This window comes from Aeromonas sp. 600724, from assembly GCF_049175135.1.
In the GTDB taxonomy this organism is placed as follows: domain Bacteria; phylum Pseudomonadota; class Gammaproteobacteria; order Enterobacterales; family Aeromonadaceae; genus Aeromonas; species Aeromonas veronii_A.
Map to the genome: position 1 here is coordinate 47,668 of NZ_JAAKUM010000019.1, position 20,526 is coordinate 68,193.

At 59.9% G+C, this 20,526-nt stretch carries 19 protein-coding genes and 1 tRNA gene; 6 read left to right on the forward strand and 14 right to left on the reverse strand.

Features of this window, described 5'->3' with window-relative positions:
• Window positions 1–92: 92 nt before the first annotated feature.
• Window positions 93–1,526: a DUF2867 domain-containing protein gene (locus tag G5168_RS17430; RefSeq protein ID WP_227341591.1), complete on the reverse strand. Its 1,434-nt coding sequence runs from the start codon at window positions 1,524–1,526 to the stop codon at window positions 93–95.
• A gap of 159 nt (window positions 1,527–1,685) precedes the next feature.
• Here G5168_RS17430 and G5168_RS17435 point away from each other — a divergent pair, with 159 nt between their 5' ends.
• Window positions 1,686–2,777 carry a hypothetical protein gene (locus G5168_RS17435; protein WP_227341592.1) on the forward strand — a complete coding sequence of 364 codons (1,092 nt, stop codon included), beginning with the start codon at window positions 1,686–1,688 and terminating at the stop codon, window positions 2,775–2,777.
• A gap of 63 nt (window positions 2,778–2,840) precedes the next feature.
• On the opposite strand, the gene priA is transcribed toward G5168_RS17435, so the two are convergent.
• The gene (gene priA / locus G5168_RS17440; RefSeq protein ID WP_421252508.1) at window positions 2,841–5,048 is read right to left on the reverse strand and encodes a primosomal protein N'; all 2,208 of its coding nucleotides are present in this window, start codon (window positions 5,046–5,048) and stop codon (window positions 2,841–2,843) included.
• A gap of 147 nt (window positions 5,049–5,195) precedes the next feature.
• Here priA and rpmE point away from each other — a divergent pair, with 147 nt between their 5' ends.
• Complete coding sequence (gene rpmE / locus G5168_RS17445) at window positions 5,196–5,411, forward strand: 50S ribosomal protein L31 (protein ID WP_005340673.1); 216 nt, start codon at window positions 5,196–5,198, stop codon at window positions 5,409–5,411.
• Window positions 5,412–5,511: 100 nt separating this feature from the next.
• Here the strand turns inward: rpmE and G5168_RS17450 are convergent, their stop codons facing one another.
• Together G5168_RS17450 and G5168_RS17455 are read right to left on the reverse strand one after the other, a co-directional pair.
• Complete coding sequence (locus G5168_RS17450; protein WP_421252509.1) at window positions 5,512–6,162, reverse strand: chromophore lyase CpcT/CpeT; 651 nt, start codon at window positions 6,160–6,162, stop codon at window positions 5,512–5,514.
• 122 nt (window positions 6,163–6,284) lie between these two features.
• Window positions 6,285–8,138 carry a methyl-accepting chemotaxis protein gene (locus G5168_RS17455; protein ID WP_421209218.1) on the reverse strand — a complete coding sequence of 618 codons (1,854 nt, stop codon included), beginning with the start codon at window positions 8,136–8,138 and terminating at the stop codon, window positions 6,285–6,287.
• A 146-nt stretch (window positions 8,139–8,284) separates the two neighbouring features.
• Between G5168_RS17455 and rraA the strand changes: the two genes are divergently transcribed.
• Window positions 8,285–8,770, forward strand: a complete 486-nt coding sequence (rraA, locus tag G5168_RS17460; protein WP_005340678.1) for a ribonuclease E activity regulator RraA — start codon at window positions 8,285–8,287, stop codon at window positions 8,768–8,770.
• A 270-nt stretch (window positions 8,771–9,040) separates the two neighbouring features.
• Here the strand turns inward: rraA and G5168_RS17465 are convergent, their stop codons facing one another.
• From G5168_RS17465 to G5168_RS17475, 3 genes are all read right to left on the reverse strand, one after another.
• The gene (locus tag G5168_RS17465) at window positions 9,041–9,715 is read right to left on the reverse strand and encodes a 7-cyano-7-deazaguanine/7-aminomethyl-7-deazaguanine transporter (RefSeq protein ID WP_005340680.1); all 675 of its coding nucleotides are present in this window, start codon (window positions 9,713–9,715) and stop codon (window positions 9,041–9,043) included.
• A gap of 159 nt (window positions 9,716–9,874) precedes the next feature.
• Entirely contained in the window at window positions 9,875–10,162 is a 288-nt protein-coding gene (locus G5168_RS17470) for a DUF3630 family protein (RefSeq protein WP_421252510.1), read from the reverse strand.
• A 10-nt stretch (window positions 10,163–10,172) separates the two neighbouring features.
• Window positions 10,173–11,600, reverse strand: a complete 1,428-nt coding sequence (locus G5168_RS17475) for a protein adenylyltransferase SelO (protein WP_421252511.1) — start codon at window positions 11,598–11,600, stop codon at window positions 10,173–10,175.
• Between the two features lie 105 nt (window positions 11,601–11,705).
• On the opposite strand from G5168_RS17475, the gene G5168_RS17480 reads away from it, so the two are divergent.
• Window positions 11,706–12,008, forward strand: a complete 303-nt coding sequence (locus G5168_RS17480) for a c-type cytochrome (protein WP_421172444.1) — start codon at window positions 11,706–11,708, stop codon at window positions 12,006–12,008.
• Between the two features lie 67 nt (window positions 12,009–12,075).
• Here G5168_RS17480 and recQ read toward each other — a convergent pair whose 3' ends face one another.
• Window positions 12,076–13,911: an ATP-dependent DNA helicase RecQ gene (gene recQ / locus G5168_RS17485; protein WP_042081697.1), complete on the reverse strand. Its 1,836-nt coding sequence runs from the start codon at window positions 13,909–13,911 to the stop codon at window positions 12,076–12,078.
• A gap of 133 nt (window positions 13,912–14,044) precedes the next feature.
• Between recQ and G5168_RS17490 the strand changes: the two genes are divergently transcribed.
• Together G5168_RS17490 and G5168_RS17495 are read left to right on the forward strand one after the other, a co-directional pair.
• Window positions 14,045–14,509: a thioesterase family protein gene (locus G5168_RS17490; RefSeq protein WP_042054246.1), complete on the forward strand. Its 465-nt coding sequence runs from the start codon at window positions 14,045–14,047 to the stop codon at window positions 14,507–14,509.
• Between the two features lie 124 nt (window positions 14,510–14,633).
• Complete coding sequence (locus G5168_RS17495) at window positions 14,634–15,161, forward strand: hypothetical protein (protein WP_005356927.1); 528 nt, start codon at window positions 14,634–14,636, stop codon at window positions 15,159–15,161.
• 260 nt (window positions 15,162–15,421) lie between these two features.
• Here G5168_RS17495 and G5168_RS17500 read toward each other — a convergent pair.
• The 6 genes from G5168_RS17500 to G5168_RS17525 all read right to left on the reverse strand — a co-directional run bounded on the left by G5168_RS17500 (window position 15,422) and on the right by G5168_RS17525 (window position 20,470).
• Window positions 15,422–15,498, reverse strand: a tRNA-Pro gene (locus G5168_RS17500).
• Between the two features lie 155 nt (window positions 15,499–15,653).
• Complete coding sequence (locus G5168_RS17505; RefSeq protein WP_421252512.1) at window positions 15,654–16,358, reverse strand: MOSC domain-containing protein; 705 nt, start codon at window positions 16,356–16,358, stop codon at window positions 15,654–15,656.
• A 49-nt stretch (window positions 16,359–16,407) separates the two neighbouring features.
• Window positions 16,408–17,253 carry an ABC transporter permease subunit gene (locus G5168_RS17510; protein ID WP_374995764.1) on the reverse strand — a complete coding sequence of 282 codons (846 nt, stop codon included), beginning with the start codon at window positions 17,251–17,253 and terminating at the stop codon, window positions 16,408–16,410.
• Window positions 17,250–18,155, reverse strand: a complete 906-nt coding sequence (locus tag G5168_RS17515; protein ID WP_216952653.1) for an ABC transporter permease subunit — start codon at window positions 18,153–18,155, stop codon at window positions 17,250–17,252. The genes G5168_RS17510 and G5168_RS17515 overlap by 4 nt, the downstream gene beginning before the upstream one ends.
• Window positions 18,152–19,306 (reverse strand): polyamine ABC transporter ATP-binding protein, encoded by a 1,155-nt coding sequence (potA, locus tag G5168_RS17520; RefSeq protein WP_216952652.1) that lies wholly within the window; start codon window positions 19,304–19,306, stop codon window positions 18,152–18,154. Before potA ends, G5168_RS17515 begins: the two co-directional genes overlap by 4 nt.
• 78 nt (window positions 19,307–19,384) lie before the next feature.
• Window positions 19,385–20,470: a polyamine ABC transporter substrate-binding protein gene (locus G5168_RS17525; RefSeq protein WP_201937656.1), complete on the reverse strand. Its 1,086-nt coding sequence runs from the start codon at window positions 20,468–20,470 to the stop codon at window positions 19,385–19,387.
• Window positions 20,471–20,526 lie beyond the last annotated feature (56 nt).

A 20,526-nucleotide genomic window follows, 5' to 3' on the forward strand; every position in this document is an offset into this window, starting at 1 on the left:
GCCTACCACTATCTGCCATAACCTGGCATGGCGGCCGCATAAAAAATGCCCCGAATGGGGCACTCTATCAGCGGGGATAGTGTGAAGAGGGGTTAATCCATCACCGGGATACCTGCCCTGGCTTCGGCCTGACGGGCGATGGCCTCTGTCATCCCCTGAAAAATGAAGAGGTGGAACGGCAGCATGGCGAGCCAGTAAGCCAGCCCCCAGGCGCCCTGCGGGTGCCAGTGAGCGGTGACCCGGATGCGGGTCAACCCGGACTCCTCCGGCAGGATGTTGAACTCCAGCCGCCCGACGCCCGGGGCCTTCATGTTGAACAAGAGATCGAGCCTGCGCCCCTCATCCACCCCGAGGATCTGCCAAGAGTCGAGCATGTCACCCTTCACGAAGCGATCCGGATTGGTGCGACCACGGGTGCGGGCCGGGCCGCCAATCAGGTGATCCATCCATTCGCGCACCACCCACAGCTCGTTCATGTAGAAGTAGCGCTGCTCCCCCCCCAGCTGCTGCAACACCTGCCACACCACCTCGGGGGAGGCGAGGCAGATGGCCTCGCCGCTGGCGGTACGGTCATAGAAACCATATTCGGGATGGCGCCAGCGCAGGCCGAGGGGGGTCTCCTGCCCCTGCTGCTCGGCACCCAGCTTCTGCTCCAGCGCCAGACTCTCCGCCAGCGCCTCGTCGAAGCTGAGCAGGGTCTGCGGCAGCAAGGCGCGCAGCGGGCCGTCATCGGCCGGGATGTCGTGCTTGAGACCGCCCACCAGCGCCTTGGCTACCGGTTGCGGCACCGAGGTAACAAACTGCAGCCACCAGGCGGAGAGGCGCGGGCTCAGAAACGGGATGGGAATGATGGGGCAGCGCTTGCCGATATGGGCGGCGAACTTCTGCAACTGCTGCTGATAGCTGAGCAGCTCGGGGCCGACCGCGTTGAAGATGCGCCCATCCACCTCGTCTGCCTCTACCAGCCCGCCCAGATAGTGCAACAGGTTGGACAGCGCAATCGGCGGCGTGCGCGAGCGCACCCATTTGGGCGTCACCATCATCGGCAGGTTGAACACCAGATCCCGCATCACCTCGAACGCCGCCGAACCGGGCCCGATGATGATGCCGGCGCGCAGCTCCACCGTCGGTACGCCAGATTCGCGAAACAACTCGCCACAGTAGCGGCGGGAGTTGAGATGGCGGCTGTTGCACTGTTCAGGCTGGATTGCCCCGAGATAGATGATACGGCGCACCCCGGCAGCACGGGCGGCGGCAGCAAAATTCTTTACCCCCTGCTGCTCCAGCCGGTGAAAATCGGCCCCCGCCCCCATGGCATGCACCAGATAGAAGACTGTGTCTATGTTCGCCAGCGCAGGCAGCAGTGTGATCGGCTTGAGGCTGTCGGCGAGGCGAAACTCGACCCCCTCAGGCAAGCGGCAGGGACGGCGCGCCCCGGCAATCACCTTGTAGCCTAGGGTTTGCAGGTGGGGCACCAGATAGGAGCCTATATAGCCCGCCGCCCCCATCACCAGACAGTTTCTCATCCTCTCTCCCCTTTCCATTGTCGTCCCGGCCACCGGGCTGGCAACCTGAATGCCCATCATCCAGCCTCACCGTCACTTTGCAACATGGAACTAACAATTCTGCCTGTTAGTCCGATTTAGTGTTAATCCCGGTTTATTTATCGGTCGATAACTGACCAGATGTATAGCGCCGAGGGCGAACGTATGCGCATCGACCACTACGACCTCCAGGGGGAGGTGCAATACCGGCAACAACAGGCCCAGAGCCGCAAGGTGCGCAATCTTGGGCCAGTGCCACCCGTAGTTAATCCACCGGAAGGCAACAATACGGCAGCGGCCGGCGAACGCAGCAGCACCCTGACCCTCGCCAGCGCCCTGACGCTGCAAACCCCGAGGCAATCCGCCGCCAGTCAGCAAGCTTCAACGCCTCCCACACCGCCCGCAGCGGAAGTCGGCAAAGAGCAGGATGGCATTCCCGACGATGGACTGGATAACCGCCAGCGGCTGATCAAGCTGATGATCGAGGCGATGCTGGGCCACGAAATCGAGCTGCCCAAGCCGATCAAACCCTCCGAAGAAGGAGGCGATGGAGTGACCCAAGGAGACGCCGCTGCTCAAGCCGCCGAGCCGGATCAACTGGTGGAGGTGACTGACACCCTGCTGCAACAGGAGCAGCTCAACGTGGTGGCATCGGCCAGCGTAGCGACTCAAGATGGTCAGACTATGCAGCTCGATCTCGGCTTTGTGCTCGACTGGCGTCAACTGGAGGTGAGCCAGCGGCGCACCACCCTCAATGCCCTCAAGGATCCGCTGGTGCTGAGTCTGGATGGCAAGATTGCCGATCTGACCGAGGCACGGGTCACTTTCGATATCGATCAGGATGGCAAGGAGGATAGCCTGCCGGGCTTGAGTGAAGGGAGCGGCTTTGTGGCGCTGGATCGCAATGGCAACGGCACCATAGACGATGGGGGCGAGCTGTTTGGTGCTCGCTCCGGCAATGGCTTCGGCGAGTTGGCCACCCTGGATGAGGATGGCAACGGGGTGCTGGATGAGGGGGATAGCCAGTTTTCAGCCCTGCAGTTCTGGCATCCAGAGCACGTACCTATAGCTCTGGTCGAACTGGGGATCGGCGCCATCCTGCTGCGCCCCCTCGACACCCCCTTCAACCATCTGGGGGAGAGCGGCAGTCAGGGGGTGCTGCGCCAATCCGGCCTCTATCTCACCGAACAGGGTAAAGGAGGCTGGGTGCAGCAGATCGATCTGCGGGTCTGAGCCTTGAAATGAAATCACCCATCGGTCGCTGACGATAACTGCCAGCGACCGGCGCCGGAGCCATCAACTCAGCTCGGTGGGGTCGATATCCAGACTCCAGCGCACCCTTTTGGTCTCAGGCCAGCCTTCCAGCTCCTTCACCGCCCAATCCAGCAGCTGGGCCAGCGGTGCCCGATTAGGCCCCTGCACCAGCAACTGCATGCGAAACTTGCCCGCCTTGCGCTCCATAAAGCCGCTGATGGGCCCCAGCACCTGAACGTGGGGATAGCGGGCGCTGCGCAGGGTATCGGCGAGGCGGGAGAGGAACAGCTGCACCTCGTCACGGCCGTTGGCCTCGGCGCGGAACAGCCCCTGATAGCTGAAGGGCGGCAGCCCCAGCAGGCGGCGCTCTTTCAGCGCCGTGTCGGCGAAGTGGCCATAGCCGTTCTGGGTCAGATCCTGCAGCAGGGCGTGCTCGGGATGGTGGCTCTGCAGCACTACCAACCCGGGTTTGCTGGCGCGACCGGCGCGGCCCGCCACCTGGGTGTAGAGCTGGGCCAGTTTCTCGGCGGCGCGAAAATCGGCGCTGAACAGGGCACCATCCACATCCAGCAGACCCACTAGCGTCACATCCGGGAAGTGGTGGCCCTTGGCCAGCATCTGGGTGCCGATCAGGATCTTGTACTTGCCCGCCTTGATGTCGCCGAGATGGGTCTCCAGCTCCCCCTTGCGACGGGTGTTGTCCCGATCGATGCGCACCACCGGATATTGCGGGAACACTGTGGTAAGCAGCTGTTCCAGCTGCTCGGTGCCCACTCCCGATCCGATCAGTTCGTTGCTGCCACACTCGGGGCAGTGGTGGGGCAAGGGGCGCACGCTGTCACAGTGGTGGCAGTGCAGCCGTCGTCCGGCCTGATGCCAGGTGTACCAGGCGTCGCAGCGCTCGCAGGCGGCGCTCCAGCCGCACTGGTGGCAAATCAGAGCCGGGGCATAGCCACGGCGGTTGAGAAACAGCATCACCTGATTGCCCGCCGCCAGATGCTCTGCCATCAGTTGCTCCAGCTGGGGGGAAAGCCCGGCCTGCAACCGCACGTTTTTGATATCGAGGATCACCTGACGGGCGGTCTGGGCATTGCCGGCGCGGCGAGTCAGGGTGAGGTGGTGATACTTGCCGGTGCGGGCGTTGTGCAATGTCTCCAGCGACGGGGTAGCCGAGCCAAGCAGGATGGGGATACCGGCACGATGAGCCCGCATCACCGCCAGATCTCGCGCGTGGTAGCGAAAACCGTCCTGCTGCTTGAAAGAGCCGTCGTGCTCTTCGTCGATGATGATGATGCCGAGGTTGTGAAACGGGGTGAACACCGCCGAGCGGGTGCCGATCAGGATGGCGGCGCCGCCGTCGCGGCAGGCGAGCCAGGCGTCGAGCCGTTCCCGATCGTTCATGGCGGAGTTCATCGCTACCACCGGCACGTTAAAGCGGCGCCGGAAGCGGTTGATGGTCTGCGGGGTGAGACCGATCTCCGGAACCATCACCAGCGCCTGCTTGCCCGCCTTGAGCAAGGGCTCAAGGATGCTTAAATACACCTCGGTTTTGCCGGAGCCGGTAATGCCATCCAGCAGGAAGGCACCGAACTTGTCGCTCTGGCTGGTAACGGCAGAGACAGCCAGCGCCTGCTCGCCATTGAGGCGCAGCCCCTCCCCCGGTTCAAAACGGGCGGCCCAGTCGCCGTCATGGCTTGGCTCCAGCGAGCGCTTCTCCAGCAGCCCCTTCTTCTCCAGCGCGGTGAGAGCGGAGCTCTGGATCTCCTCCTGCTTGAGGGCAGAGGGGGTCTGCGGCCCTTTGCGCAGCAGGGCGAGCGCTTGCTGCTGCTTGGCCGCCCGCTTGAGCTCGTTAAGGTCGATGGCCATGCCCGCCTCGGTGGTAAACCAGAACTCCAGCTCCCGATAGGCGGCTGGCTCCCCCTTGCGCACCAACACCGGCAGGGCATGGGGCAGCACTTCCCCCAGCGGATGCTGGTAGTAGCTGGCGCTCCAGTTCATCAGCGCCAGAATATCCGGCCCCAGCACCGGAGCCGTGTCCAATACCCGTTTGATGGGCTTGAGCTTGTTGCGGGGCACCTGGCTGTCGGCCGGATGATCCACCACCAGCCCGACCAGGGTCTGGGGACCGAAAGGGATCTCGACCCGGCAACCGGGGGCAGGTAACGGCAGGGGAGAGAGATAGTCGAAGTGACGGCGTAACGGTACCGGGACAGCGACACGAACCAGATCCAGCGTTTGGGAAGAATTCACCAGGGGTTGCCTATTTTTTCTGCGAAGCCACTTGCCTGATCTCAGGCATTTCCTATATTATTCGCAGCCTTTGAAACTGTGTTCAACAATCGTGTGGTGTCCGACAAGAGATCGGATGGCGACACGGCCTATTAATTGAGGTTGTCCATGAAAGCTGGTATCCATCCTGACTACGTAGCCATCACCGCCAAGTGCTCTTGCGGTAACGTCATCAACACTTTCTCTACCATCGGTAAAGATCTGAACCTGGACGTGTGCTCCGAGTGCCACCCGTTCTACACCGGCAAGCAGAAAGAAGTTTCTAGCGGCGGCCGCGTAGACAAGTTCAACAAGCGTTTCGGTGCGATGACCACCAAGAAGTAATTTTACTTCTGAAGAATTCTGAAAAAGGCGCCCATCGGGCGCCTTTTTTACGATCCCTGTTTTTCATCCTTCATGTTCCCGCAGCCAGACGTACTCTCCCCTACTGACCAAACCCCTTGGAACGACGCAAATAGACATACCCCTCACCCGGGCTGCCCCAGCGCGGACTCCCTGCGTTGTCATAGGCGCGATCCAGCAATCTGACGCTATCGGGGCCAATCCAGATATGCTGCACCAGCGTTGTGGCACCGCCAAAATCGGTGGAGCAGTGGCCCACCCGGGTGTGACCGGCATATTCGCCGGAGGGAGTGCGTGTCAGCCAGATCTCACAACCGTGGCGCAAGGAGAGCTGCTGCGGGGTCAGACTGTCGAGCAGGCCGGGATCATGCCAGGCACCGGCAAAATCGGTGGCACGGGGCATGGTCAGTTCGGCCATCAGGATCCGCCCGTCAGGGGCGGGTGAGAAGCGATAGATGCGCTGGCGGAAAGGACGGACGGAGCGCAGACTCAGGTACTGCTCGGCATAGACCCAGCGATAGCCCTGATAGCCGGGCCAGATCTCCATCAGGCGCAGCTCGGCACTGGTAAAGCGGCTGTCGTAACTGGCCTGCTCCCGGCTCGTAAAGGCCCCGTTGAACCAGCTGAGTAGCGGCTCCATACCGGGCTTGAGTGGGGTATCCTGGGGCGCCGCCCCTGCCAACACCAGACAGGAACAGAGCAGCCCGAATACGGCCACCAGCAACTTTACCATCGAATCCTTCCGAATCATCATAGTGGCGGCGATTATATGAGCGAATTTCCCCAATAACAGCCATTACGATCAAATCATTGCCACTCTGGTGCAAAAACCTCACAAGGATGCCAGTCCGCTCACTAAACCCGATATTTTGCCACCGCCTTGTTGAGCAGCTGGGCCTGCTCGTTGAGGCCCTCGCTGGATCTCGCATTTTCCTCCGCCATGATGCTCGACTCCTGGGCGATGTCGCGGATGTTGTTGACGTTGCGGTTCACCTCGTTGGCCACCAAACTCTGCTGTTCGATGGCGGCGGCAATCTGGGTGCTCATGTCCATGATGTTGGTAACATCCTGAGTGATCTGCCCCAGCAACTCCCCTGCAGTACTGGCCTGATCCGAGCTGCGGTTGCCCTGCTCGCGGCAGGTTGCCATCACCTCGACGATGCTGCCGGTCTGTTTCTGCAGCGAGCTGATGATGCCGGCAATCTCCTGGGTCGATTTCTGGGTACGGATGGCCAGATTACGCACCTCATCGGCCACCACCGCAAAGCCGCGCCCCTGATCCCCTGCCCGAGCTGCTTCGATGGCTGCGTTGAGGGCCAGCAGGTTGGTCTGCTCGGCAATACCACGGATCACGTCGAGCACGGAGCCGATGGTCTCGCTCTCTTTTTGCAGCTGGCTCACCTCGCGGGATGAACTCTCCAGATTACCCGCCAGCGAGCGGATCTGCTCGACAGTATTCTCGACCGCAGCCCGCCCCTCCATCGCCTTGTTGTTGGTCGCCTGCGCATTGTTGGCCGCCTGCTCTGTGTTGCGGGCGATCTCTTCGATGGTAGAGCCCATCTCGGTGGACGCGGTCGCCACCATATCGGTCTCCTGCAGCTGACGCGCCGCCCCTTCACTGGTGCGCTTGACGTTGGCCGAAAGGTGATCCGCCGCTTCGGTCAGGGTGTGCACGCTCTGCTTCACATCGCCGATCAGATCGCGAAACCCGCCCAGCATCACGTCGAGATTGCCTGCCAGCTGGGCCATTTCATCTGCCCCGCGCAGTTCTATCTTCAAGCGCAGGTCATTATCCTGACGAATGCGGTTGACGGTGTCATTCACCTGAGTAATGGGACGGTCGATGCTGCGCCCCAGCAACACGCTCATGATGCCGATCAGCACAACAATCACCCCGCCACAGACCAGCATCAGGCTGTTGAGGCGAGCGCTCTGCCGCTCCAGCTCAGCGACAATGTGCTGATCGACGGCGGCAAACCCCTGTTCGGTCTGATGCACCAGATCCCGCATCTGGTTACGCAGCCCTTCATCCTCTTTCAGCCCCAGTACCTGCATCCCCTGCACCAGCGCCACAAAGTCCTGCCGGTACTGCTTGCTGGCCTGCTCCAGCTTGCCGCGATCCGCCTCCGGCAAAGTGGCAAGGCTATCCTGAAAACTCTTGTGCAAGGTCTCGAAACGCTCCAGATACTGGATATCGGAGCGCAGCATGAAGTCTTTCTCCGCCCGTCTCAGCTGCAACATGGTGATGAGCAGCCCCTGCTGATCCAGCTGCTTGAGTCCATTCTCCACCTCATGCACCGCCGCCCTCAGCTTGCCATAGAGCCCCTCCTCCGGCCCCAGACCAATCTTCTGCTGCTGGGCCACCAGATCGTTGAAGGCTTTGCCATAACCGCTGATCTGCTGATCCAGTCTGGTCAGCTCCCCCTCGACAGCCGCCAGATTGTCATCGGTCACCAGCTCCCGATTGTGCTGGTGAAAATCTGACAGCCCCTGATTGAAGCGCTCGACGAAGGTCACATCCTTACGGATCAGAAAATCCTTCTCGGCCCGCCGCAGGTTGAGCATGGCGATCTCCAGCTGGTCGATATTGCGCTGGGCTTCGGTCAGGTGACGGTGCACCTGGCTGGAGTAGATAAACAGGCCGCTCAGTACCAGCATGGCAACGGCAACCAGCACGGTATTCAGGATCAACTTATGACGGATAAGCACGATGGACCTCTCGCAAACAGGCAGTGAACTGCATTGAGCTTATGCAGAAAAGCGGCGACAGGTGATCTGTGCAAGGAATATTCATTGAAATGCCACACCCACTCCTTATACTGGTTGCACCTGTTTCCAGCCGTGGATTTGACACTATGGAATACAATACTTCTGAACTGTGCGACATCTATCAGGACATGGTGGATGTGCTTGAACCCATGCTCTGCTCCTTCGGCGGCCGCGCCTCTTTCGGCGGCGTCATCACCACCGTCAAATGCTTCGAATCGAATGGTCTTATACGTGAACTCGTCAAAGAGAACGGACTGGGACGCGTCTTGCTGATCGATGGCGGTGGCTCCATGCGCCGAGCTCTGATCGACAGCGACATCGCCACCACGGCGGCCGAGAACGATTGGGAAGGGATTGTCTGCTACGGCTGCGTCCGCGAAGTCGATATTCTGGAAGATCTGGACATCGGCATTCAGGCACTGGCAGCCATTCCGGTCGGTGCCGACAGCAAGGATGTAGGGGAGACCGATCTGCCGGTCAACTTCGGTGGCGTGACCTTCCTGCCTGACGACCACCTCTACGCCGATACCACAGGGGTGATCCTCTCCCCCGAGGCACTCGATATCGAGTAAGCCACAGACAGCGTGACGACGGGAGCCTTGGCTCCCGTTTTTTATGTCTGCAACTTGCTGAAAAATGACCAAAAAAGAGGGCCAGATAAACTGGCCCTTAACTGGAAGCAATGTGAGCAATGTCGTGCCTTCACAAGAAGTCCATCACGTTGGAACGAATGAAGTCTTTCCCGGAAAACAAGTTAACAATAATCATTCTCATTTAACTAGGCAAGCGCTATTTGCAGAAAGTGCAAAAAAATTGACCACCGCGAAGGGTGGTCAATCTGGTCAGGCTTGCCGGGTGGCCGTTTGCAGGCTGGATAATCCGGCCTCGCCCACCAGCTTGCGGCTGAGGTAACGCAACAAGACACCGTAGAGCGGCACGAACAAACCAAGGCTTATCAGCAACTTGAATACGTAATCGACGGTTGCGATCTCGACCCAGTGCTCTGCCATGAAAGGATCTGTGGTGCGCCAGAAGGCCACACTGAAGAAAGCGATGGTATCGACCAGATTACCGAACAGGGTGGAGGCCGCTGGTGCAATCCACCACTGCTTGAGCAGACGCAGGCGGTTGAACACCACCACATCCATGAACTGCCCTACCAGATAGGCCATAAAGCTGGCCAGCGCGATACGCGCTACGAACAGGTTGAACTCGGCCAGATGACCAACACCCTGGAAGCTCCCTTCGAAGAAGAGCACAGAGAGCGCATAGGAGACCGCCAGCGCAGGCAGCATCACGGTCTGGATAATCTTGCGTGCCAGACCGGCACCGAAGATCCGCACTGTCAGGTCGGTCGCCAGGAAGATAAACGGGAAGCTGAACGCACCCCAGGTGGTATGGAAGCCAAACACGGTGATCGGCAGCTGCACCAGATAGTTGCTGCTGGCAATGATCAGAATGTGGAACAACGACAGGCGAACGAGCGCCGTTTGGTACTGCGCAGGGGTCAGATTCATCTTGTGACCTTTTTGGTTAATGGGGTTAGGGAACCCATATCGCCACCATTGGCGATAATCGAGGGGCGAGATTATACGCCCCAAAACCGATAGTTCAATCTTTATGCGATTACGCTTGTCCAGGTTGGCCTGCGACAAAGCAGGCCTTGTGGGCGATAGTCACGCCTTGTGCTGTCTGGCGAGCCAGAGCAGCGCCTCCCGATCCGCCGGGCGCACCGCCTCCAGCCAGCAGCCGCTGTAGTGTTCGTACTCCAGCCGAAACTGGCTCTCTTCAAACTCCAGCAACCAGCTATGGCGGTCGGCCCCCGCATCCTGCTCGAGCGGCTGCAGCTCCCACTCTCGCAGCAAGGCCTGCGCCAACAGCGGGAACGTGTCCCAGTCGAGTGCCGGACAATCCAGCGTCACCACGCCAGCTTCGCTATCTACCTGTTTGATTTGCCAACTCATTCCCTGTCTCTCAGCTACTGCAGGAGAGCTCACCACCGCAATACCATGCCGGAGTCGGGGTGGCGAGATCCTCATATTCGGGTTGTTCATCATAGGGGTGCTGCAAGGCGGCGAACAGCCGCTCGAACGGCTGCATATCCCCTGCGTCGGCGGCGTCGATCACCTGCTGGGCCAGCGCATTGCGCAGCACATACTTGGGGTTGATGGCATCCATCTGCGCCTTGCGCACGGCATCCTCGCTGCCTTCGCGCATCAGCCGCGCCCGATAGCGTTCCAGCCACGCCTGCCAACCCACTGGTTCAGGCAACAGGGCCAGCAGAGATGCAGGCCCCCCCCCCTCTTGCGTCACCTCACCGAGACGGCGAAGGAACAGGTGGTAATCCACTTTGTTAGCCGCCAGCAACCGGAACAGCTCGCGGAACAGAGCCGGGTCATCCTCCTCCCACACCGCCAGCCCGAGTTTGGCCCGCATCAGTTCGGAGTAGTGCAGCATCAGCTGTTGCTCGTACTGGGCCAACGCTGCAGCCAGCGCATCACCGTCTACATGGCCAGCCAGCGCCTGCGCCAGTTTTTGCAGATTCCAGTAACCGACCGCGGGCTGCTGATCCAGCGCGTAGCGGCCCGCAGGGTCCGAGTGGTTGCAGACAAAATCGGGCACGTAGGCATCGATAAAGCCGTATGGCCCGTAATCCAGCGTCAGGCCGAGCAGCGACATGTTGTCGGTATTCATTACCCCGTGACAGAACCCCGCAGCCTGCCATTTGGCAATCAACCGCGCGGTGCGGCGCACCACTTCGGCAAACAGTTCGGCGCCACTCTCCAGCTCGGGGAAGTGGTGGCGCAGCAGATAGTCGATGAGTGGCGGGATCTTCTCTCCCTGCCCGCTCCAGGCGAAATACTCGATATGGCCGAAGCGCAGATGGCTGGGGGCGGTGCGCAGCACGGTCGCCCCGGTCTCCACCTGCTCGCGATAAACAGGCTCCTGACTGCCCACCAGCACCAGCGCTCGCGTGGTCGGGATGCCGAGAGCATGGAGCGCCTCGGAGGCGAGATACTCGCGAATACTGGAGCGCAGCACGGCGCGACCGTCACCAAAACGGGAGAACGGCGTCTTCCCTGCCCCCTTCAGGTGGAGATCCCAGCGCTGGCCATCCGGCGCCAGCTGCTCACCCAGCAGCAGCGCGCGACCATCCCCAAGCCGCGGGCTATAACCCCCAAACTGATGGCCCGCATAGACCTGCGCTACCGGCTGCATGCCTGGCAGCACTTTTCCCTCGCCACAACAGGCGATCCAGTCAGCCTTGCTGACGCCTCCCAGCCCCAACTCATCCAGCAAAGCCCGGTTGAGATGAAGCAACCGGGGCTGCTGCAGCGGCTGGGGGACCACGGGTTCACAGGCCCAGGGCAACTCGGTCGCAAAAGTGTTGATCAGCTTCATGGTTGTGCCATTCGTCCCTGCGTATGCTCGTGTCACTCTTTATACTGCCGTCAGCCATGCTTGCGCTAACTGGCAACCATCATTTTTCAATTCAAGGAGAAGAAGATGCAAAAATGGGTATATGCCCTGCCCTTGCTGGCACTGGCGTGGGGTCATCAGGCCAAGGCTGCCGATATAGAAGCCGGCAAAGCCAAGGCAGCGGCCTGTGCCGCCTGTCACGGCGTGGAAGGCAAGGCAATGATCCCCAACTATCCCCATCTGGCGGGTCAGAATGCCGCCTATCTGGTGAAACAGTTGAAAGCGTTCAAGGATGGCACCCGCAAAGAGCCCTTGATGGACCCCTTCATGGCGCCGCTGACCGATGCGGATATCGACAATCTGGCGGCCTTCTACGCCAGCCTGAAATAACCTCGCGTCTGACCCCAGGTTCTTCCGAGCCGCGCTTACCGTGGTCGATTAGGCTGCCTAATCGACCCTAACGACGGCAGTAGTCGATGATCAGGTCCATAAAGGCTTCGCCAAAACGTTCCAGCTTGCGGTGACCGACACCGTTGATGGCCAGCATCTCGTCCTCGGTCATCGGCATCAGCTGTGCCATCTCCACCAGGGTCGCATCGTTGAACACCACGTAGGGCGGCACCTCTTCATCCTCGGCAATCTGCTTGCGCAGACCGCGCAGCTCCTTGAACAACCGCTTGTCATAGTTGGCATTGTCGAGCAGACCGTTGCGCTTCTCCTTGCGGCTGGAGATGGGCTGTAGTCGGGGCACCGCCAGCTCAAGCTTCACCTCGCCACGCAGCACGGGGCGGGCCGCTTCGGTCAGCTGCAGCACCAGATTACGGGTGATGTTCTGGGTCAGCAGCCCCTTGTGGATCAGCTGGCGGATCACGCTCATCCAGTATTCGTGGCTCTGATCCTTGCCGATGCCGTAGGTCGACAGCTTATCGTGGCCATGATCCTTGATGCGCTGGTTGAGGGAACCGCGCAGCACCTCCACTACATAACCCACCCCGAAATTCTGCCCCACCCGCCAGACGCAGGAGAGCGCCTTCTGGGCATCTTCAGTGCCGTCATAGCTCTTGGGCGGATCGAGACAGATATCGCAGTTGCCGCACGGCTTGTCGTTGTACTCGCCGAAGTAGTTGAGCAGCACCTGACGGCGGCAGGTCTGCGCTTCGGCAAAGGCGGCCATCACGTTGAGCTTGTACTGCTCCACCTGCAGCTGCTGAGGGTTCTCGATGTTGTCGAGCAGACGGCGCACCCGACCGATGTCGGCGGGATCGTAGAGCAGCAGCGCCTCGGCGGGAGTGCCATCGCGCCCGGCGCGACCGGTCTCCTGATAGTAGGATTCGATGTTCTTCGGGATGTCGTAGTGCACCACGAAGCGCACATTGGGCTTGTCGATGCCCATACCGAACGCCACCGTCGCCACCACTATCTCGATGTCATCCTTGAGGAAGGCATCCTGGGTCTGCTGGCGCTGCTCGAGCGGCAGCCCCGCATGATAGGGCGCCGCCTTGCAGCCGTGGCGGGATAGCCGCTCGGCCACCTCCTCCACCCGGTTGCGGCTGGAGCAGTAGACGATGCCACAGTTGCCCTTCTGGCTCTGCACGTAACGCAGCAACTGCTCAGCGGCCTTGAACTTCTCCACCAGGCTGTAGCGGATATTGGGGCGATCGAAGCTGGCAGTGTGGATGAAGGGATCGTTCAGCTCTAGGCGGTGCAGCATGTCGCTGCGGGTCGCCTCGTCGGCGGTGGCCGTAAGCGCTACCACCGGCACCTGCGGGAACCACTGCTTGAGGCGCCCCAGCGCCGCATACTCAGGCCGGAAATCGTGGCCCCACTGGGAGACGCAGTGCGCCTCGTCGATGGCGAACAGCCCGAGCGGCAGCTCGGCCAGCCGATCCATAAACTCGTGCTGCAACAGTCGCTCGGGGGAGACATAGACCAGCTTGATCTCGCCGCGACGCATGGCGGCGAAGTTCTGGATCATCTCCTCCCGGCTAAGGGCCGAGTTGATGTAGACCGCCGCTACGCCGTTGGCGCGCAGGCTGTCGACCTGATCCTTCATCAGCGAAATAAGGGGAGAGACCACCACACCGAGCCCGGGCCGCAGCAGTGCCGGGATCTGGTAGCAGAGCGACTTGCCGCCGCCAGTAGGCTTGAGCACCAACGCATCGCGCCCCGCGACGATCTGCTCGATGATCTCGAGCTGACCCGGCCGAAACTGCTGATAGCCGAAGACCGCCTGCAGCAGGGCAAGCGGACTCTCTGGCTGAGGATCTGGCAGGGTTTCGGCAATCGCGGTCATGGGCTCTCCTTTGGGGTCGCCATTCTAAAGCAGCCGCCGCCCACAATAAACCTGCCATTGCGACTGTTAAAGAACTGTTGCAGACTGGCTGGAGTTTTTACTCGGCTTTGATGACAAGGATTGGGATCAGAGAATGAAACAGATGCTCAAGAAGATGGCGCTCAGTGGCATTGCCAACCTGTTTGCCGAGAAGATGCCGTTCAACAAGCTGATCGGCATGCAGGTGACCCACTACGACTTCGACAAGGTGGAACTGCGCATCAAGATGGACGACAAGCTGATCGGCAACCCCTTCCACAACATCCTGCACGGCGGTGTCACCGCCACGCTGCTGGATGTGGCGGGCGGCATGATCGTCGCCGCCTCCTGCATCGACGAGCTGGAGGAGTTCTCCCCCAGCTATCTCAAGGAGCGCTTCGCTCGCCTCGGCACCATAGATCTGCGGGTGGACTACCTGCGCCCGGGGCGCGGCAACGAGTTTATCGCCACCGCCCACATCATCCGGGCGGGCAGCAAGGTGGCCGTCGCCCGGATGGAGCTGCACAACGAAGAGGGCACCCACATCGCCTTCGGCACTGGTACCTATCTGGTGGGTTGAACCAAGTTAGTGCATAAAAACCACGCGGCTAATCCACTTTTAATCATTAGATTCCTTACCCCCTCTGGCCGAACAAGGTCCATACTGATAGTCGGGATTGTGTGCAGAGGGAGGATTGCAGGCGATGAGTGCGAAACTGGCCATCAAACCATCCAGAGCCTTGTTGACACAGCTCGAGTCCATGCTCGACGAGGTGCAGACACCCGAGTGTCGCCACTGGTTGGAACAGGAGCTTGAGGGGTATTCTCTCTCCTCACCCCTGCCTTGGTATCGCATCGTTCCCTGTCGGCAACGCGGTCACTTTCTGGATCTGAAAACGGGAAAATATTTGACCTGTCATATCAACAGTCAAACGCTATGCCAACGCGATCTGGCCCAAATTCAGTTCATTTATGCCCGTGAACCCGCCGCCCACTATTTGCTGCAACGCAATTCCGGTATTGAACCCTGGCCAGAACAGCTGCTGGAAGATTATCAGGAGCAGTTGATCCCCGGCCATCTCTGTCTGCAAGCCTGGCATGAGCCCGTGATTTCATTACGCGCACAACTGATGGAGGGAATAGAACATTTCATTAGTGAGTACCCCAAGCACGCGGCCTTGCTGCCTCAACACAGTTTCAAGGCTTTGCGGCATCAGCACTGGCATATCTGAGTAAGCGCCTGGCGCGCAAGGAGGGCACCATAGACAAGACCCATAGCGAGATTGCCACAATCTAGAGTGCCGGAGTCAGGATCAGACTCCACCGATGGGCCACCGAGCGGTGGCCCTTTTAATGTCTGTGGTCTTGCTTCGACCCTGCATACTGCAAGTCAGATCACTTGGCCAGGTAACAGGTCAGCAGCTAAAGAAAATTAGGAAAACAGGAAGGATAAATGCAAAAAGGCCGCTCTATTGAGCGGCCTTTTCAAATTTGGTCGGTGTGAGAGGATTCGAACCTCCGACCCCTTCGTCCCGAACGAAGTGCGCTACCAAGCTGCGCTACACACCGATGTCTGCGGGACGGGAATTTACCGAAAGCCCAGACCCGACACAAGTCTTTTTTGCATTTGCCAGGAAAAAAAGTGCCATTTGCTCAACTATTCAGCACTCTTTTCATCTGTTTACCGGGCTGCAGCCAGCTGGTGACATTCCGGAAACCGGCAATCAGGCCAGGCGCAGGGATGCCGGTCCCAGCAGACGGCGCTGCCAGTCAGCCACAGTGCCATGCTCCAGCCAGTCGGCTGCATGCTGGCGCCAGTTGGGGGAGAGGGCCAGATTCTCCAGCAACATCAGCAGATCCGCCTCGTTGCGCACCTGATTGAACAGGATATCCGCCGTGCGCTTCACCGTCAGTTCGGGATAGGGTCTGTCTACCAGCTCCATGGCCGACTCCGGCGACACAATCCCCTCCTCCAGCACCCGCAGCAGCCAGCCACAACGGCCATTCAGTTGCATCACCTGCGACATCTGGCCATAGCCAAAGCGCTGGTTGAGCTTGAAACAGGGGGATCTCGGCTGGCTGATCTGGATCAGCGCCTCACCGAGCCGATAGACATCGCCGATGCAGGCTTGCGCCTCGGTCAGCCCGAGACCGGAGAGGTTCTCGCCAAAGGCGGCAGGTTGCCAGGCTGTACGTGGCGCAGGCAAGCCCAGCGCGGTTTGCCAGGTCTGCCACCAGAGATAGTGATCGGCCGGATAGTAGTGGAGCGCCCGATCCGGGCCACCGTGGTGGCGCAGGTCACACTGCTCATCCCCTTCCAGACCGGCAAAGGTACAGCGAACTGGTGCAGAGATCGGTTGCTTGTGAATGGCGCTGGTGAGGCCGGGCACCAGCTCGGTGCCACGACCACTGAAAAAGGAGATCCGCATACTCATCCTCCGGATTGACGAGAGTAGGCGGATCTTATCATCTGACGAGTCAGGCGACTGCCTGCATCTGGTTGCTCATGGCGATCTCGGCGCGACGGCGCTTCTCCGCCTTGGCCATCAGATACCAGCTGCCGAAGGTAAAGAGCGATACCGACAGCAGGATCAGGCTGGCTACCGCGTTGATCTCGGGTTTCACCCCGAGCCGTACCGCCGAGAAGACCTCCATCGGCAAGGTAGTGGAGCCCGGGCCGGAGACGAAGCTAGCCAGCACCAGATCATCCAGCGACAGGGCGAACGACATCATGCCGCCTGCTGCCAGCGAGGGGGCGATCATCGGGATGGTGATCAGGAAGAACACCTTCCACGGCTTGGCGCCAAGATCCATGGCCGCCTCCTCTATGGAGAGATCCAGCTCCCGCAACCGCGCCGACACAACGATGGCTACGTAGGCGGTACAGAAGGTAGTGTGCGCGATCCAGATGGTCAACATGCCCCGCTCGGCGGGCCATCCCACCAGCTGGGCCATCGCCACGAACAGCAGCAGCAGCGACAGACCGGTGATCACCTCGGGCATCACCAGCGGTGCCGTCACCATGCCACCGAACAGGGTTCGACCACGGAAGTGGGGAATTCGGGTCAGCACGAATGCCGCCACCGTCCCCAGCGCCACCGCGGCGATCGCGGTGTAGAAAGCGATCTCCAGCGAGCGGAACACGGATCCAATCAGCTGCTTGTTGTCGAGCAGGCCGAAGTACCACTTGAGCGACCAACCGCCCCACACCGTCACCAGCTTGGAGGCGTTGAAGGAGTAGATCACCATGATGATCATGGGCAGGTAGATAAACAGCAGCCCAAGCCAGAGCATCAGCTTGGCAAAACCGAAACGTCTCATCATGCCTTGCCCTCCAGCTCTTTGGCCTGGTTACGGTTGAAGAGGATGATCGGAATGATCAGCACCGCCAGCATCACCACCGCCAGTGCAGAGGCGACCGGCCAGTCGCGGTTGTTGAAGAACTCCTGCCATAGCACCTTACCGATCATCAGGGTCTCCGGGCCGCCCAGCATTTCCGGAATAACGAACTCCCCCACCACCGGAATAAACACCAGCATGCAGCCGGCGATAATGCCGTTTTTGGAGAGCGGCACAGTGATCTGCCAGAAACGGGTCAGGTTGCGGGCCCCTAGGTCGGAGGCCGCCTCCAACAGGCTCTGATCGTGTTTGACCAGATTGGCGTAAAGCGGCAGCACCATGAAGGGCAGATAGGAGTAAACGATGCCGATATAGACCGCCAGGTTGGTATTGAGGATCTGCAGCGGTTCGTCAATCAGCCCGATCCCCAGCAAGACGCTGTTGAGCAGGCCGTTGTTACTGAGGATCCCCATCCACGCATAGACCCGGATCAGAATGGCGGTCCAGGTCGGCATCATGATCAGCAACAGCAGAACGGTCTGGGTCTCCTTGTTGGCCCGAGCGATGGAGTAGGCCATCGGATAGCCAATCAACAGGCAGAGCAGGGTGCTGACGAAGGCCATCTTGAGGGAGCCCAGATAGGCTGCGATATAGAGCTCATCCTCCTGCAGCAGCAGGTAGTTGCCCATGTTGAGCAGAATGGTGAGCTGATTGTCGGCCCAGCTCACCACATCGGTGTAAGGCGGGATCGCCACATCCGCTTCCGCAAAACTGATCTTCACCACGATGACAAAGGGCAGCAGGAAGAAGAGGAACAGCCAGAAGAAGGGGATGCCGATCACCAGCCGGCGCCCTCCGCCCCGCTTCAGTCGTTGCAAGATCTTCATGATTGCAGCACCACGCCGCTGTCATCTTCCCAGTAGAGGAACACCTGGTCATCCCAGGTTGGCCGCTTGCCGTGGCGTTCGGCATTGGCGATGAAAGCCTGAACGATTTTGCCCGAGGGCAGCTGGATGTGGTACACCGAGTGTCCGCCCAGATAAGCGATGTCATAGACCTCGCCCTTGGTCCAGTTGAAGTCCGGATGCTCGATTTCGGCCGGCTTTTGCAGGCTCATCAGCAGCTTCTCCGGCCGCAGGGCGTAGGTCACCTTCTTGTTCTCGGCACGGGAGCTGATCCCGTGGCCCACATAGATGGGCTGCTCCAGATCGGCACAGGCGATGATGGCGTGGTCCTGCTCATCCTCCACCAGCAGGCCGTCGAACAGGTTGACGTTGCCGATGAACTCGCACACCAGCCGACTGGCCGGGGTTTCGTAGATATCCATCGGGCTACCGATCTGCTCGATACAACCGTGATGCATGATGGCGATCCGCTCCGCCATGGTCATGGCCTCTTCTTGATCGTGGGTCACCATGACACAGGTAACCCCGACCCGCTCGATGATCTCCACCAGCTCCAGCTGCATCTTGGAGCGCAGCTTCTTGTCGAGCGCCCCCATCGGCTCATCAAGCAGCAGCAACTTGGGACGTTTCGCCAGCGAACGGGCCAGCGCTACCCGCTGGCGCTGGCCACCGGAGAGCTGGTGCGGCTTGCGACGGGCATACTGGGTCATCTGTACCAGCTTGAGCATCTCTTCGACACGGGCGTCGATCTCGGCCTTGGGCAGGCCATCCTGCTTGAGACCGAAAGCAATATTCTGTGCCACCGTCATATGGGGAAACAGGGCGTAGGACTGGAACATCATGTTGATGGGGCGTTCATAGGGGGGCATATCGGTGATATCCACCCCGTCGAGGAACAGACGCCCTTCGGTCGGGCGCTCGAACCCGGCCAGCATCCGCAGCAAGGTCGATTTACCGGAACCGGATCCTCCCAGCAGGGCGAAGATCTCCCCCTTGTGAATATTCAGGGAAACATTATCGACCGCCAGGGTTTCATCGAACTGCTTGCTAACCCTGTCTATTTTTACCAGCACTTCTTTGCGTTGCTGGCTGCCCTCAAGGGCTTTCTTGTAGGCACTGGAGGCTATCGCCATTACCAAACTCCCTAACGTGATACTGGCCTCACGGCCAATCCATAAAAGCGATTTGGCGCCCCAGAGCGGGCACCAAGGTCAGGTACCGGACTTGATCTTGCTCCAACTCCGGGTGATTTGACGCTGTACCGCGCGGGAATGTGCCTCCTGCACATAGAGCCGCTCCAGCACAGCCTGAGGCGGATAAACCCCCTCATCATTGCGCACCGTCTCATCCATGAACTCGCCAGCCTTGGCATTGGGGTTCGCATAGCCCACATAATTGCTGACCTTGGCGATCACCTCGGGCTGCAGAACATAGTTGATGAGAGCATGTGCCTCTTTGACATTGGTGGCATCAGACGGGATCGCCATCATGTCGAACCAGAGATTGCCCCCCTCTTTAGGAATGCTGTAGGCAATCTTCACCCCCTTGCCGGCCTCGTCGGCACGGGCTGCCGCCTGCAAGATGTCGCCGGAAAAGCCCGCTGCCACACAGATATCGCCGTTGGCGAGATCACCTATGTATTTGGAGGAGTGGAAGTAGGCCACATAGGGGCGCACCTTGAGCAACTGCGCCTCGGCGCGCTTGATATCGGCCGCGTCCTGGCTGTTGGGGTTCAGTCCAAGGTAGTTGAGGGCAGCCGGGATCATCTCGTCTGCCGAGTCGAGGAAGGCGACGCCGCAACGGGAGAGCTTCTCCATGTTTTCCGGCTCGAAGATGGCCGCCCAGGAGTCGATCTTGTCGACCCCCAGCACCGCCTTGATTTTGTCGACGTTGTAGCCGATGCCGTTGGTTCCCCACAGATAGGGCACCGCGTACTGATGGCCCGGATCCACCTTCTCGAGCTGCTTGAGCAGCACGGGATCCAGGTTGGCCAGATTGGGCAGCAAGCTCTTGTCCAGCTTCTGGAAAGCCCCCGCCTTGATCTGCTTGGAGAGGAAATTATTTGAGGGCACCACCAGATCGTAACCGGTCCGTCCGGTCAGCAACTTGCCTTCCAGGGTTTCGTTGGAGTCAAATACGTCATAGACGGTCTTGATCCCGGTCTCCTGCTGGAAATCGCTGAGGGTGGTCTCGCCGATATAGTCAGACCAGTTGTAGAAATGGAGCACAGGGGCTGCCTGGACTGCATTCGCCAATCCCATGGTCAGCGCTATGGTTAGCAATCTGGTTGTATTCACGGTGTCAGTTCTCCTGTTCAGTGGTTGACCGTCTGCGCATCCATTCGCGCGGCCCA